General features: G+C 71.4%; 14 protein-coding genes. 10 read left to right on the forward strand and 4 right to left on the reverse strand.

Features of this window, described 5'->3' with window-relative positions; all coding sequences use genetic code 11:
* The first annotated feature begins 214 nt into the window (after positions 1-214).
* The 3 genes from AB0I83_RS02465 (at position 215) to AB0I83_RS02475 (ending at position 2,553) form a co-directional block, all read left to right on the forward strand.
* Complete coding sequence (locus tag AB0I83_RS02465; protein ID WP_363303294.1) at positions 215-1,204, forward strand: multicopper oxidase domain-containing protein; 990 nt, start codon at positions 215-217, stop codon at positions 1,202-1,204.
* A 209-nt stretch (positions 1,205-1,413) separates the two neighbouring features.
* Positions 1,414-2,208, forward strand: coding sequence for a VOC family protein (locus tag AB0I83_RS02470; protein WP_363303295.1), 795 nt, complete (start codon positions 1,414-1,416; stop codon positions 2,206-2,208).
* A gap of 90 nt (positions 2,209-2,298) precedes the next feature.
* Positions 2,299-2,553: a WhiB family transcriptional regulator gene (locus AB0I83_RS02475; RefSeq protein WP_356530332.1), complete on the forward strand. Its 255-nt coding sequence runs from the start codon at positions 2,299-2,301 to the stop codon at positions 2,551-2,553.
* Between the two features lie 27 nt (positions 2,554-2,580).
* Here the strand turns inward: AB0I83_RS02475 and AB0I83_RS02480 are convergent, their stop codons facing one another.
* From AB0I83_RS02480 to AB0I83_RS02490, 3 genes are all read right to left on the reverse strand, one after another.
* Entirely contained in the window at positions 2,581-3,468 is an 888-nt protein-coding gene (locus AB0I83_RS02480) for a chitosanase (RefSeq protein ID WP_363303440.1), read from the reverse strand.
* A 165-nt stretch (positions 3,469-3,633) separates the two neighbouring features.
* Positions 3,634-4,611 carry an acyl-ACP desaturase gene (locus AB0I83_RS02485; protein ID WP_356530331.1) on the reverse strand — a complete coding sequence of 326 codons (978 nt, stop codon included), beginning with the start codon at positions 4,609-4,611 and terminating at the stop codon, positions 3,634-3,636.
* Positions 4,612-4,926: 315 nt separating this feature from the next.
* The gene (locus AB0I83_RS02490; protein ID WP_356530329.1) at positions 4,927-5,343 is read right to left on the reverse strand and encodes an SsgA family sporulation/cell division regulator; all 417 of its coding nucleotides are present in this window, start codon (positions 5,341-5,343) and stop codon (positions 4,927-4,929) included.
* A gap of 213 nt (positions 5,344-5,556) precedes the next feature.
* On the opposite strand from AB0I83_RS02490, the gene AB0I83_RS02495 reads away from it, so the two are divergent.
* The 3 genes from AB0I83_RS02495 to AB0I83_RS02505 all read left to right on the forward strand — a co-directional run bounded on the left by AB0I83_RS02495 (position 5,557) and on the right by AB0I83_RS02505 (position 7,964).
* Entirely contained in the window at positions 5,557-6,612 is a 1,056-nt protein-coding gene (locus AB0I83_RS02495; RefSeq protein ID WP_363303441.1) for an oxidoreductase, read from the forward strand.
* A 442-nt stretch (positions 6,613-7,054) separates the two neighbouring features.
* The gene (locus AB0I83_RS02500) at positions 7,055-7,768 is read left to right on the forward strand and encodes an endonuclease V (protein ID WP_363303442.1); all 714 of its coding nucleotides are present in this window, start codon (positions 7,055-7,057) and stop codon (positions 7,766-7,768) included.
* Between the two features lie 73 nt (positions 7,769-7,841).
* Positions 7,842-7,964 carry a hypothetical protein gene (locus AB0I83_RS02505; protein ID WP_356530328.1) on the forward strand — a complete coding sequence of 41 codons (123 nt, stop codon included), beginning with the start codon at positions 7,842-7,844 and terminating at the stop codon, positions 7,962-7,964.
* Between the two features lie 30 nt (positions 7,965-7,994).
* Here the strand turns inward: AB0I83_RS02505 and AB0I83_RS02510 are convergent, their stop codons facing one another.
* Positions 7,995-9,185, reverse strand: a complete 1,191-nt coding sequence (locus tag AB0I83_RS02510) for a saccharopine dehydrogenase NADP-binding domain-containing protein (protein ID WP_356530326.1) — start codon at positions 9,183-9,185, stop codon at positions 7,995-7,997.
* 203 nt (positions 9,186-9,388) lie between these two features.
* Here AB0I83_RS02510 and AB0I83_RS02515 point away from each other — a divergent pair, with 203 nt between their 5' ends.
* Genes AB0I83_RS02515 through AB0I83_RS02530 form a run of 4 tightly spaced genes read left to right on the forward strand, consistent with a single transcriptional unit; the run spans position 9,389 to position 13,072 of the window.
* Positions 9,389-10,540 carry a CaiB/BaiF CoA-transferase family protein gene (locus tag AB0I83_RS02515; RefSeq protein WP_363303296.1) on the forward strand — a complete coding sequence of 384 codons (1,152 nt, stop codon included), beginning with the start codon at positions 9,389-9,391 and terminating at the stop codon, positions 10,538-10,540.
* Positions 10,540-10,677, forward strand: coding sequence for a hypothetical protein (locus AB0I83_RS02520; RefSeq protein ID WP_363303297.1), 138 nt, complete (start codon positions 10,540-10,542; stop codon positions 10,675-10,677). Before AB0I83_RS02515 ends, AB0I83_RS02520 begins: the two co-directional genes overlap by 1 nt.
* A gap of 1 nt (position 10,678) precedes the next feature.
* Entirely contained in the window at positions 10,679-11,821 is a 1,143-nt protein-coding gene (locus tag AB0I83_RS02525; RefSeq protein ID WP_356530322.1) for an acyl-CoA dehydrogenase family protein, read from the forward strand.
* A 36-nt stretch (positions 11,822-11,857) separates the two neighbouring features.
* Positions 11,858-13,072, forward strand: a complete 1,215-nt coding sequence (locus tag AB0I83_RS02530; RefSeq protein WP_363303298.1) for an acetyl-CoA C-acetyltransferase — start codon at positions 11,858-11,860, stop codon at positions 13,070-13,072.
* Positions 13,073-13,102 lie beyond the last annotated feature (30 nt).

The raw sequence follows: 13,102 nt of genomic DNA on the forward strand, positions 1-13,102 counted from the left end.
TTGGTCACTTCTCCGGTCACTTCTCCGTCACCGCGCCTCTGTGGTCACTGCGACAGCGCACGAAGCTAGACCTCTTTTCGCGGCTCGCCAATAGGTATGGCAGCAATCGAACGAACTTTGTCCTGAGTGTGGATAAACGGGGTTCCCCCGGCTACGGTGTGGGCCGTCCAGGGGTGCAGCGCGTCAGTTTCCGTCTCTCAGTGGGGAGTTCGACATGGACCGAAGGACCTTCAACCGCCGGATGCTGGTGGGCGGCGGGGTGGCGGCTGCGACCGGGGTGACATCGATGTCACTCGGTGCGGTCCAGGCCACCTCGGCCGAGAACCCGGCGAAGACCGCGCCGGCCGGGGGAGTCGTCCGCCATCTCAAGCTGTACGCCGAGAAGTTGGCGGACGGCTCGATGGGCTACGGCCTGGAGAAGGGCAAGGCGTCGATCCCGGGTCCGCTCATCGAGATCACCGAAGGCGACACGCTGCACATCGAGTTCGAGAACACCACGGACGTGGACGCCAGCCTCCACGTCCACGGCGTGGACTACGACATCGCGAGCGACGGCACCCGCATGAACAGGAGCCACGTCGAACCCGGCGGCACCCGTACGTACACCTGGCGCACGCACGCCCCCGGCCGCCGGAAGGACGGCACCTGGCAGGCCGGCAGCGCGGGCTACTGGCACTACCACGACCACGTCGTCGGCACGGACCACGGAACCGGAGGCATCCGCAAGGGCCTGTACGGGCCCCTCGTCGTGCGCCGGAAGGGAGACGTGCTTCCCGACAGGACGATCACGATCGTCTTCAACGACATGACGATCAACAACAAGGCGGCCCACGAGAGCCCGGACTTCGAGGTGACCGTGGGCGACCGGGTCGAGGTCGTGATGATCACGCACGGCGAGTACTACCACACGTTCCACATCCACGGGCACCGCTGGGCCGACAACAGGACGGGCCTGCTCACCGGACCCGACGACCCCAGCCGCGTGATCGACACGAAGATCTGCGGGCCGGCCGACTCCTTCGGCTTCCAGATCATCGCGGGCGAGCACGTGGGCGCGGGCGCCTGGATGTACCACTGCCACGTCCAGAGCCACTCCGACATGGGGATGGCCGGGCTGCTGCTGGTAGCCAAGGCCGACGGCACGGTCCCGGGATACGACCCGCCGCACCACGCGGCCGGGACCGCGGAGACGCACGAGCACTGAGGGGTTTCGCCGGCTTCCGTCCGCGCGGACGCCCGGTCGGGCCGGGCGCCATCGGGCGGAGGCCCAGCGGCGGGCTCCGCCACGGCGACACGTGTGCACCGGCGGTCGCCGGGGCTGCGGCCGACGGGCCCCGGTGCAAGACTCGGGAGAAGGGGGAAACCACCGCGCCGCGAGACGCGTGGGACACGGAACCGTCCGAGGAGCACACCATGCTCGACCCGTCCTTCGAGACCGGCGCCCCCAACTGGATCGATCTGGGTACCCCCGACATCGACGCGGCCACGGCCTTCTACCACGGTCTCTTCGGCTGGGAGCTGGTGCCCGGCGGCCCCGAGATCGGTGGCTACGGGACGTACCAGCTCAGGGGCAGGACCGTCGCAGGCGTCATGACCGTGCCGGAGGGCAAGGGGAAGCCCGCATGGTCGGTGTACTTCCAGACCCCGGACGCCGACGCCACGGCGCGGACGGTGCGGCAGGCGGGCGGGACCGCCGCGTTCCCTCCGATGGACGTGCTGGACTACGGGCGCATGGGCGGCTTCACGGACAGCACGGGAGCGTACTTCGGCGTCTGGCAGCCCGGGACGAACACCGGGCTCGGCGTGATCATGGAGCCGGGCGCACTGATCTGGTCCGAGCTGTACACCCCGGACGTTCCCGCGGCGGCGGGGTTCTTCACCACCGTGTTCGGTTGGCAGACGGGGGAGATGAAGTATCCGGGCGGTTCCTACACGATGCTCCGCCCCGCCGACGGCGACAGCGACGAGTCGGCCTTCGGCGGGCTCGTTCCCCTCGACCGGGCGACAGGCGAGGCCGCGGCCGGACCGCACTGGCTGCCCTACTTCTGCGTGGATGACACCGACACGGCGGCGGCCGACGCGGAGCGGCTCGGCGGCCGGGTGACCATGGCCGCCACCGACATCCAGGAGGTCGGCCGGATCGCGTTCCTCGCCGACCCCGCGGGTGCGGCCTTCGCGGTGATCAAGCCGGTGATGCCCCAGGCCTGACCCCGGGCGTACGGCCCGGCGGCGCGCCCGGGCCCGGCCGTTGAACGATCGTTGATCGCCTGTTTATCGCGGCAGGGCACCGTGTGCGTCATGCCGATCAACACCGTGACGACCGACGAGCTCCCCTGGCAGGAGACGGCGCTGTGCGCCCAGGCCGGGCCCGAGTTCTTCTTCCCGGCTCCGGGGAGCTCCACCCGGGAAGCCAAGCAGCTGTGCAACGCCTGTGAGGGCCGGACGGCCTGCCTGGAGTACGCGATCGCCCATGACGAGCGCTTCGGTGTCTGGGGCGGACTGTCCGAGAAGGAACGCGAGCGGTTGCGCAGAGGCCGCCGCGACGCGCGCTGACCCGCCGGCGGGGCGGGCCCCCGTACGTCAGTCGATGCGGAAGGTCTCGCCGTACACCTGCCACACCAGCGGTGTCTCCAGGCCGAGGTTGCCCTCACGCAGGAACACCCGTTGGGCCGTGTCGATGCGGGTCGTGTCGCGCTGCACCTTCCGTGCCTTGATCGCCGACCGGCTCTCGTCGAGGAACGCGTTCAGGTACGCCTTCTCGTCGCCGCCCTCCGCGGCCGTGTCCGCCGACGCCATCGCGGCGTCGCGGATGCCGTAGAAACCGTCGGCCTCGACACCGGGCCCGTGCAGCACCATCGCGTCGTAGTAGACGAACTGTCCCAGGGTGCCGAGGCCGTCCAGCTTCGCGAGCCGGACCGCCGGTTCGAAGTACAGCTCGTCGCGCGCGTCGTCCTGCGCCTTCCGGAAGGCCGGATCGTCGGCCGCCTCGCGCCACGCGCCGGTGAACCCGGGATCCAGGCCCTCGTGCGAGTCGGTGCCGTCCACCTCGCGCAGCGCGGGGAGGAACGGGGCCAGCGGGTTGTCCGGGTGCTTCCCGGTGTAGGACTCGACCAGTTGCAGCATGTCGTTCGTCCCGGAACAGAAGCCGACGATCCCCGCGGTGTACCCGGTGCCGTCATGCACGTCCTCGATCGTCCCGTACTGGCTGCGCCAGTCCAGGGTGGACGCCTCCGCGCTCGACACGATCCGGGACGCCCTCTCCTTCATCCCGGGTGCGGCGAGGCCGGGCGGCAGCGAGTCGATCTGCTCGGCCTCCTCCGCCTCCTCGGCCGCTTCCGGCTTCTCGTCGCCGTCCTTCGTGGGTCCGGCAGCCTGGGGAACCACGGTGGGGGGCTCGGAGTCACCGCTGCTGAACATGATCGAAGCCACGATGGCGATCGGCGCACCGAAAAGGACAAGACGCGTCACAGGTTTCACCGGCACAGAATACGTTCGGTGAAGCTCTGGGTGCAGTCCAATCGCGGAGGCGGCGCACGCGGGGCGTACGCCGCCTCTCGGAGCGGTTCCGGACGCTCTTACCCGACCCGGCCGGCGAGCAGCCGGGGAGCCCGCCGGGTCGGGGTCGGCCCAGGGTCAGGCCTGGGCGGCGCGGGACGCCAGACGGGCCCTGCGCGCCGCCAGCTTCTCGTCGAACTTCGACGCCTCGCTGTCCAGGCCGCTCATGTACATGCCGAGTTCCTCCTGCGCCTTCAGGCCCTCCGGACCGAGACCGTCGATCTCGAGCACCTTCAGGTAGCGCAGCACGGGCTGGATCACGTCGTCGTGGTGGATGCGCATGTTGTAGATCTCGCCGATCGCCATCTGCGCGGCGGCCCGCTCGAATCCGGGCATGCCGTGGCCGGGCATGCGGAAGTTGACGACCACGTCCCGCACGGCCTCCATCGTGAGGTCGGGAGCGAGGTCGAACGCCGCGGACAGCAGGTTGCGGTAGAAGACCATGTGCAGGTTCTCGTCGGTCGCGATCCGGGCCAGCATCCGGTCGCAGACGGGGTCGCCCGACTGGTGGCCGGTGTTGCGGTGCGAGACGCGCGTCGCGAGCTCCTGGAAGGCGACGTACGCCACGGAGTGCAGCATGGAGTGGCGGTTGTCGGACTCGAAGCCCTCCGCCATGTGCATCATGCGGAACTCCTCGAGCTTGTCCGGGTCGACGGCGCGCGAGGTCAGCAGGTAGTCGCGCATCACGATGCCGTGCCTGCCCTCCTCCGCGGTCCAGCGGTGCACCCAGGTGCCCCAGGCGCCGTCGCGCCCGAACAGGGAGGCGATCTCGTGGTGGTAGCTGGGGAGGTTGTCCTCGGTCAGCAGGTTCACGACGAGGGCGATCCGCCCGATGTCGGTGACCTTGGACTGGCCGGACTCCCACGCCTCGCCGTCCTCGAAGACGCCGGGGAAGTTCCGGCCGTCCGAGAACGGTACGTACTCGTGGGGCATCCAGGCCTTGGCGACCTTGAGATGGCGGTTGAGTTCCTTCTCCACCACCTCTTCCAGCGCGTACAGCAGCTGGGCGTCGGTCCACGCCTTCGAACTTCCGAGGTGGGGAGAGGTGATCGTCACGGGGAGCTCCTGGGGACGGGAGAATTACCTACGGCTTCGTAGGTTACGTGACCGTAGGTTAAGGCTGCGGTAAGGCCATAACCAAGCCCGGTCATCGCGGTACCCGATCACATGAGGTTATCCATGCAGCTCAGAGGCCTGCTCGGCGGACAGGTCGGGCCTCGTCGTCCGGGCTGCGGCCGGCGGCCGGCGGGCGAGCCGGATGGGCCCGTTCCGCGTGCGGCGGCACGGCTTCGGTGCGGCACGAAAGGCTTCCGGCGGCGTGACCGGGTTCAGGGCGGTCCGGACCGCCCTCAACCCGCAGCATCCCGGATCTCAGCAGGCTCCGCCCAGCAGATCCGTCAGATCGCCGTCGAGATCCAGGAACCGGTACTCGTCGCCCACCGGCACGAGCTCCTGCGCCCGCCTCAGGAAGCGCCGCAGCTCGGACGTCCTGACGTGGACCATGGCGATGCCCTCGACGGCGTGGAACTCCAGCACCGTGCGGTCGTACCCGAACGGCCTGACCCTGACGTCGCCCACCCCGGCGGGCGCCTCCATCCCCGTGGTCAGCAGCTCACGGGAGAACTCCCAGGACACCTCGGTGCCTTCGAGGGTCGCCGGTGCCGGGAACGCCATGCGGACGGCGAAGGGGTCACCGCGGTCGTAGTGCAGGATCGCGGGCAGGGTCTCCATCCGCGGCGCGGACGCGACCATGCGGGCCTGCACGGACTGCTCGATAACGCTGGACAAGGCCTGCTCCCTCTCGCCTACGAACGGCTCCCGGCTCTGGAGTAGACGACGGAACGTCTCGATCCGTGCACTGGCGGGCAGCGTGAGCTGCGTCACCGTACGGCTTCCTCCCTCCGGTCGACTGCCCCGATTCACGCCGTGCACCCTGGACGCCCCTCGCCCGGTGGGTTAGCTTCCAGCGCCATGAGGGCCATGCGGAAGACGAGACGGCTGATGGCGCTGGGACTGTGCGGCGCGGCGGTGACCGCCGCACTGGCTGTGCCGTCGGCGCAGGCCGCCGCGGGCGGACACGGGGGCGCGGCTCGCGGGTGGACGCTCACCGGCACCGGGACGGACGCGAGGTTCCGCGGTCTCGCCGCCGTGGGCCGCGACGCCGCCTGGGTCGCGGGATCCGGGGGCACGGTGCTCCGTACCGAGGACGGCGGGAGGCACTGGCTCGATGTCTCGCCCGCCGCAGCGGACGGGCTGGAGTTCCGCGACATCGAGGCCTTCGACCGGCGCCGGGCGGTGGCCCTGGCCATCGGCGAGGGCGAGGCGTCCCGGGTCTTCCGCACCGAGGACGCGGGAAGGACCTGGGCGGAATCCTTCCGCAACGACGACTCCCGGGCCTTCTACGACTGTCTGACGTTCTTCGACAGCCGTCACGGGCTCGCGATGAGCGACCCGGTGGACGGGAGGTTCCGCATCCTGTCCACCTCCGACGGCGGCCGGAGCTGGCGTGTGCTGCCCGACGCCGGAATGCCCGCCGCGCAGCCCGGCGAGGCCGGGTTCGCGGCGAGCGGCCAGTGCCTCGTCAGCGCGGGCCGCGGCGACGTCTGGCTGGCCACCGGCGGCGCGGCGACCGCGCGCCTCCTGCACTCCCGTGACCGCGGCCTCAACTGGACGGAGACGGCGGCGGGCATCCCGGCCGGGGACCCGGCACGCGGGGTGTTCGGCGTCGCCTTCCGCGACCGTACGCACGGCATCGCCGTCGGCGGCGACTACCGGGAGGACCAGGCCTCCCCGGACGCCGCGTCCGTCACCGGTGACGGCGGCCGGAGCTGGCACCGCGCGACGACCCCGCCGCCGGCCTACCGCTCCGGGGTCGCGTGGCTGCCGCACAGCCGTCGCTCGGCGCTGGCCGTCGGTCCGACCGGGACCGACGTCACCCGGGACGGCGGGCGCACCTGGCGCACCGTGGACACCGGCTCGTACGACACGGTGGACTGTGCGGCGGACGGCGGCTGCTGGGCCTCGGGCGAGAAGGGACGCGTCGCCCGGCTCCACTGACTCGGCCGTACCGGCCGTGCCGGTGCCGTTCCGCGGCGCGGTGCCTCCTTCGGGTCGCGGCGCCGCATCGCACCACCGGCGCCGCCCGCCCTCGCCGGGGGAAGAGCCGGCAGCAGTACATCCCCCGGCAGGCTCCGACCACGAACCGCGCCTGATCGGCGAGCAGTTCGGCCGCGCTCGGAACCACGCCGAGCAGCGGTCCGCGCCGGGAGGGCCAAGGCCCTGTCGTGGGAGAGGCGCACACGCCGCACCGCGTCCCCGGTGGCCCGCGCGCGTCCGCACCCGGGGGGCACGAAGTCCCTGGCTTCCATCGTGTGGTCGCCCGGGCCGAGGACGTATCCGCCGTGCCGGGTGTCGATGCGCGGTCCGTGCCGCCGCGGTCGTGCACCCGCCGGGGACCACCGGACAGCCCTTAGACTGGCCCGCCGTGACGACTTTCCGGATGCCTGCCGACGAGGCCGAAGCCCGCGCCGTGCAGGACGTGTTGCGGCCCCGCGTCGTACTCGACGAGCCGGGGCCGCCGCCCGGGGCCGGCCGGGTCACCGGGGTCGACGTCGCCTACGACGACGAGCGGGATCTCGTCGTCGCGGCGGCCGTCGTCCTGGACGCGGCCACCCTGGAGGTGGTCGCCGAGTCGACCGCCGAGGGCCGGGTGACGTTTCCCTACGTCCCCGGGCTCCTCGCCTTCCGCGAGATCCCGGCGGTACTGGCCGCGCTGGAGGCCCTCCCGGTGGACCCCGGGCTCGTCGTCTGCGACGGGTACGGGCGGGCGCACCCCCGCAGGTTCGGGCTGGCCAGCCATCTCGGCGTCCTGACCGGCCTGCCGGTCATCGGCGTCGCCAAGAACCCCTTCACCTTCCGCCACGACCCGCCCGGACCCCTGCGGGGCGCCTTCACACCGCTCCTGGACGGGGACGAGGAGGTGGGCAGGGCGCTGCGTACCCAGGACGGCACCAAGCCCGTCTTCGTCTCCGTCGGTCACCGCACCGGGCTGGACAACGCCTGCGCCCACACGCTCGCGCTGGCCCGCGACTTCCGTCAGCCGGAGACCACCCGCCGGGCCGACGCCCTGTGCCGCTCCGCGCTGCGGGCTGCGGCAGGCCGGCCGCCGCTCCCGCCCGAGCTGTCGGGGCCTGCCGGATCTGTTGCCGACTGAGTACAAGGACGGATGTTCCTCGTCGAACATCGGGGGCAGGCTGGTACACATGATCAACCACCACGCACCCCAGATGAGCACCGGTACCGTACGTCTCTCCCAGCGCGGCATAGCCGTCGGCATGACGCTGGGAGTTCTCGCGGGAGCGGGCTGGACCGTGTCCATGGTCGTCACCCTGGCGTCCTGGATGAGCTGACCCCGGGCGTGCCCCCGCGTCCTCCGGTGGTCAGCGCACCGCCGCCACCCGGAAGCGCAGACCGGCCGCCTTCAACCGTTCCAGCAGCGCATCGCCCATCGCCACGGCCGTCGTGACCTGACCCGACGTCGTCGGCAGATCGTCCTGGGCGAGCGAGAGCGCCGACTCGGCCAGCATCTTCGCCGTCTCGCCGTAGCCGGGGTCGCCGCCCGACACCTCCGTGAATACCCGCCGTCCGCCGCCCTCCCCGACGAAGCGGACCGTGAACCAACTCCGCCCCCGGCGCCCCTCGTCCGGCCCCGTGCCCGGTTCGACCCGTGCCGACAGCCAGTTCCGCGCGGCCGGTATCTGGGCGGCCCCCACCAGCAGGCCCACGGCCGCGACACCGCCGAGCGCGGTCGGCAGGTGCTTCACCGAGGCGAAGTGCCGGTAGCGGAAGTCGGGGCCGTAGCGCTCCAGTCCGCGCGCGGACCGCTCCACGACGCGCGGGTCCAGGGTGGGCAGCGGCAGTGCCCAGGTGCCGGTCTCGGCGCTGAAGTGCGGTGAGCCCTGCGGGGCACGCGCCCGTCGGCCCACCGTGCGCGGTTCGTGCAGCCGGCGTTCCCTCGCGGCACGCAGCATCTGCGGGCCCCGGCCCATCGCGGTGAGCGCGGAGGCGAACGTACCGCCCGAGAAGACCGCGTCGGTGCGCACGAAACCGTCGACGGTCAGCGGCACGCCCTCGGGAAGCTGCTGGACGGTGAAGTAGACGCCGAGGTCGTGCGGTACGGAGTCGAACCCGCAGGCGTGCACGAGGCGGGCACCCGTCTCGCGGGCCCGCGCGTCGTGCTCCACGTACATCCGGTCGACGAACTCGGCCTCCCCCGTCAGGTCGGTGTAGTCCGTCCCGGCCTCGGCGCAGGCTGCGACCAGCCTCTCGCCGTACCAGACGTACGGGCCGACCGTCGAGGCCACCACGTGTGCCGATTCGGCCAGCTCCCGAAGGGCCGCGGTGTCGTCCGCGTCGGCCGTCAGCAGGGGGAGGTCCGCACAGTGCGGACGGTCCGAGGCCAGGCGGTCGCGCAGCTGCTCCAGCTTGGCGCGGCTGCGGCCCGCCAGGGCCCAGCGGAAGCCGTCCGGCGCGTGGGCGGCCAGATATTCGGCGGTGAGTGCCCCGACAAAGCCCGTGGCTCCGAAGAGGACGACGTCATAAGGGCGTTCTGCCCTGTTCTGCCTGTTCATGAGTTCCTCCGCAGGGGCCGGCGCCGAAGTAGCAGGCAGAGGGTAGCGGAGGCGTTCGTGGCGCTGCGAGGCCGGGAGGGTCCCGGTGCGAGAGGATCCGGGGAAGAACTAAGCGCTTGCTCGGCCAAAAGGGTTGTGCCGAGCGTGGTCCGTTCTTAGCATCATCGATGTTACATCAGTTGTGTCATACCGCTGGGGGCTTGATGGCAACGACAGGACACGGGTCGCAGGGCCCGCTGGCCGGGGTGCGCGTCGTCGAACTGGCGGGCATCGGCCCGGGGCCGTTCGCCGCGATGCTCCTCGCCGACCTCGGCGCCGACGTGGTGCGGGTCGACCGGCCGGGCGGCGCGGTGCTCGGAATCGATCCCGCGTTCGATCTCACCAACCGCAACAAGCGATCGGTCCTCGTCGACCTCAAGGCCGAGGACGGGGCCGGACAGGTGCTCGGCCTCGTCGAGCGCGCGCACGTCCTGATCGAGGGCTACCGGCCCGGCGTCGCCGAACGCCTCGGCGTGGGGCCCGAGGCCTGCCTCGCGCGCAACCCGCTGCTCGTGTACGGACGCATGACGGGCTGGGGTCAGGACGGGCCGCTGGCCGACCGGGCCGGGCACGACATCGACTACATCGCCCTCAGCGGCACCCTCTCCATGATCGGCAGGTCCGGAGAGCCGCCGACCGTGCCCGCCAACCTGGTCGGCGACTACGCGGGCGGCTCGCTCTACCTCGTCGTCGGCGTGCTCGCCGCCCTCCAGCACGCGCGTACACCCGGAGGGACGGGCCAGGTCGTCGACGCGGCGATCGTCGACGGCGCCGCCCACCTCGCCACGATGATCCACGGCATGCTGGCGGCCGGCCACTGGCAGGACCGGCGCGGCGCCAACCTCCTCGACGGCGGCAGCCCCTTCTACGGCTCCTACGAGACCTCCGACGGCCTGTACATGGCGGTCGGGCCCCTCGAACCCCGCTTCTACGAGGAGTTCGCCACGCTCCTGGACCTCGGGGACGAGGCACCCGACCGCGACGACTTCGGGCGCTGGGAGGAACTGCGCGCACTCGTCGCCGAACGCTTCAGCACCCGGACCCGCGCCGAGTGGACCAAGATCTTCGAGGGCACGGACGCCTGTGTGGCCCCCGTGCTCTCGCTCCGTGAGGCACCCGGCCACCCCCACCTGGCCGCCCGCTCCACCTTCCTGGAGCACAGCGGCCTCACCCAGCCCGCCCCCGCCCCCCGCTTCTCCGCGACGCCCGCCCGAGTGCGCAGCGGACCCGCGCTGCCCGGAGCGGACACCGAGGCCGTCGCCGCGGACTGGGACCTGCCGGGCCTGCTGACCAGCGGGAAGGAGCCGGCCGGCTGATGGAGAACTCCCCTCCGCCGGACCGCGCGAGCGACCCGCGCGCCGCCCGCGACCGGGCCACCACGCCCGACCACACACCCACCGGCTCCTGGCCGACGCGGCTCATCTCCACCGTCAACCGGCTCCAGGGGGCTTGAAGTGCAGCGGCAGATCTTCGACGAAGAGCACGACGCGTTCCGTGAGACGGTCCGTACCTTCCTGTCCAAGGAGGTCCTGCCGTACTACGAGCAGTGGGAGCAGGACGGCATCGTCCCGCGCGAGGCCTGGCTCGCGGCCGGTCGTCAGGGACTGCTCGGCCTCGCCGTCCCGGAGGAGTACGGCGGCGGCGGCAACGCGGACTTCCGCTACAGCGCCGTGCTCGCCGAGGAGTTCACCCGGGCCGGCGTCTCCGGGCTGGCGCTCGGCCTGCACAACGACATCATCGGGCCCTATCTCACCGGCCTCGCCACCGAGGAGCAGAAGCGGCGCTGGCTGCCCGGGTTCTGCAGCGGCGAGACCGTCACCGCCATCGCCATGACCGAACCCGGAGCCGGGTCCGACCTCCAGGGCATCCGCACCTCGGCCGAGGACAGGGGCGACCACTGGCTCCTCAACGGATCGAAGACGTTCATCTCCAACGGCATCCTCGCCGACCTCGTGATCGTCGTGGCCAAGACCTCACCCGACGGGGGTGCGAAGGGCCTGTCGCTGCTCGTCGTGGAGCGCGGGGCCGAGGGCTTCGAACGGGGCCGCAACCTCGACAAGATCGGCCAGAAGTCCCAGGACACCGCCGAGCTGTTCTTCGACGACGTACGCGTCCCCAAGGACAACCTCCTCGGCGAGCTCGACGGCGCGTTCCTGCACCTCATGACCAACCTGGCCCAGGAACGCATGGGCATAGCGGTCGCCGGTATCGCCGCCGCGGAGCACCTCCTGGAGATCACCACCCGCTATGTCAAGGAGCGCGAGGCCTTCGGGCGCCCGCTCTCCAAGCTCCAGCACATCCGGTTCGAGATCGCCGAGATGGCCACCGAGTGCGCCGTCACCCGCACCTTCCTCGACCGGTGCATCGTCGACCACTCCGAGGGGACGCTCGACGCCGTGCACGCCTCGATGGCCAAGTGGTGGGCCACCGAGCTGCAGAAGCGCGTCGCCGACCGGTGCCTGCAACTCCACGGCGGATACGGCTACATGACGGAGTACAAGGTCGCGAAGGCATTCGTCGACGGCCGTATCCAGACCATCTACGGCGGGACGACCGAGATCATGAAGGAGATCATCGGCCGCTCGCTGCTCGCCTGACCCCCTGCCCAGCACCGACCCCGAAAGGCAGCTGCCTTGAGTACCGAAGCATTCGTCTACGACGCGATCCGCACCCCGCGCGGCCGCGGCAAGGCCAACGGCGCCCTGCACGGCACCAAGCCGATCGACCTCGTCGTCGGCCTCATCCACGAGATCCGGGGGCGCTTCCCCGGCCTGGACCCGGCGGCCATCGACGACATCGTCCTCGGCGTCGTCAGCCCGCTCGGCGACCAGGGCTCCGACATCGCACGTATCGCGGCGATCGCGGCCGGGCTGCCGGACTCCGTGGCGGGCGTACAGGAGAACCGCTTCTGTGCCTCCGGCCTCGAAGCGGTCAACCTCGCCGCGGCGAAGGTCCGTTCGGGCTGGGAGGACCTCGTCCTGGCGGGCGGTGTCGAGTCGATGTCGCGGGTGCCGATGGGCTCGGACGGCGGTGCCTGGGCCATGGACCCGATGACCAGCTTCGAGACCGGCTTCGCCCCGCAGGGGATCGGCGCCGACCTCATCGCGACCATCGAGGGCTTCTCGCGCCGGGACGTCGACGAGTACGCCGCCCTGTCCCAGGAGCGCGCCGCCGTCGCCTGGAAGGAGGAGCGCTTCGCCCGTTCCGTCGTCCCCGTCAGGGACCGCAACGGCCTGCTCGTCCTCGACCACGACGAGCACATGCGCCCCGGCACCACGGCGGAGTCGCTCGCCGGCCTCAAGCCCTCGTTCGCCACGATCGGCGAGCTGGGGGGCTTCGACGCCGTGGCCCTGCAGAAGTACCACTGGGTCGAGAGGATCGACCACGTGCACCACGCCGGGAACTCCTCCGGCATCGTGGACGGAGCCGCCCTGGTCGCCATCGGCTCGAAGGAGACCGGCGAGCGCTACGGACTCACCCCGCGCGCCCGGATCGTCTCCGCGGCCGTCTCCGGCTCCGAGCCGACCATCATGCTCACCGGACCGGCCCCCGCCACGCGCAAGGCGCTGGCCAAGGCCGGACTCACCATCGACGACATCGACCTCGTCGAGATCAACGAGGCATTCGCCGGAGTCGTCCTGCGCTTCGTCAAGGACATGGGCCTGAGCCTCGACAAGGTCAACGTCAACGGCGGCGCCATCGCGCTCGGCCACCCGCTCGGCGCGACCGGCGCGATGATCCTGGGCACCCTCATCGACGAACTCGAGCGCCAGGACAAGCGCTACGGCCTCGCCACCCTCTGCGTCGGCGGCGGCATGGGCGTCGCCACCGTCGTCGAGCGTCTCTGACCGTTCCCCTGCCTACGGAGAAGACAAGCA

Origin of the sequence: Streptomyces sp. NPDC049970, assembly GCF_040660235.1 — a bacterium.
Lineage (GTDB): Bacteria > Actinomycetota > Actinomycetes > Streptomycetales > Streptomycetaceae > Streptomyces.

Excerpts from the sequence above, each read along its gene's own strand:
- AB0I83_RS02465 (WP_363303294.1), top strand. The coding sequence starts at position 215 with ATGGACCGAAGGACCTTCAACCGCCGGATGCTGGTGGGCGGCGGGGTG.
- AB0I83_RS02470 (WP_363303295.1), top strand. The coding sequence starts at position 1,414 with ATGCTCGACCCGTCCTTCGAGACCGGCGCCCCCAACTGGATCGATCTG.
- AB0I83_RS02475 (WP_356530332.1), top strand. The coding sequence starts at position 2,299 with ATGCCGATCAACACCGTGACGACCGACGAGCTCCCCTGGCAGGAGACG.
- AB0I83_RS02495 (WP_363303441.1), top strand. The coding sequence starts at position 5,557 with ATGGCGCTGGGACTGTGCGGCGCGGCGGTGACCGCCGCACTGGCTGTG.
- AB0I83_RS02500 (WP_363303442.1), top strand. The coding sequence starts at position 7,055 with ATGCCTGCCGACGAGGCCGAAGCCCGCGCCGTGCAGGACGTGTTGCGG.
- AB0I83_RS02505 (WP_356530328.1), top strand. The coding sequence starts at position 7,842 with ATGAGCACCGGTACCGTACGTCTCTCCCAGCGCGGCATAGCCGTCGGC.
- AB0I83_RS02510 (WP_356530326.1), bottom strand. The coding sequence starts at position 9,185 with ATGAACAGGCAGAACAGGGCAGAACGCCCTTATGACGTCGTCCTCTTC.
- AB0I83_RS02515 (WP_363303296.1), top strand. The coding sequence starts at position 9,389 with ATGGCAACGACAGGACACGGGTCGCAGGGCCCGCTGGCCGGGGTGCGC.
- AB0I83_RS02520 (WP_363303297.1), top strand. The coding sequence starts at position 10,540 with ATGGAGAACTCCCCTCCGCCGGACCGCGCGAGCGACCCGCGCGCCGCC.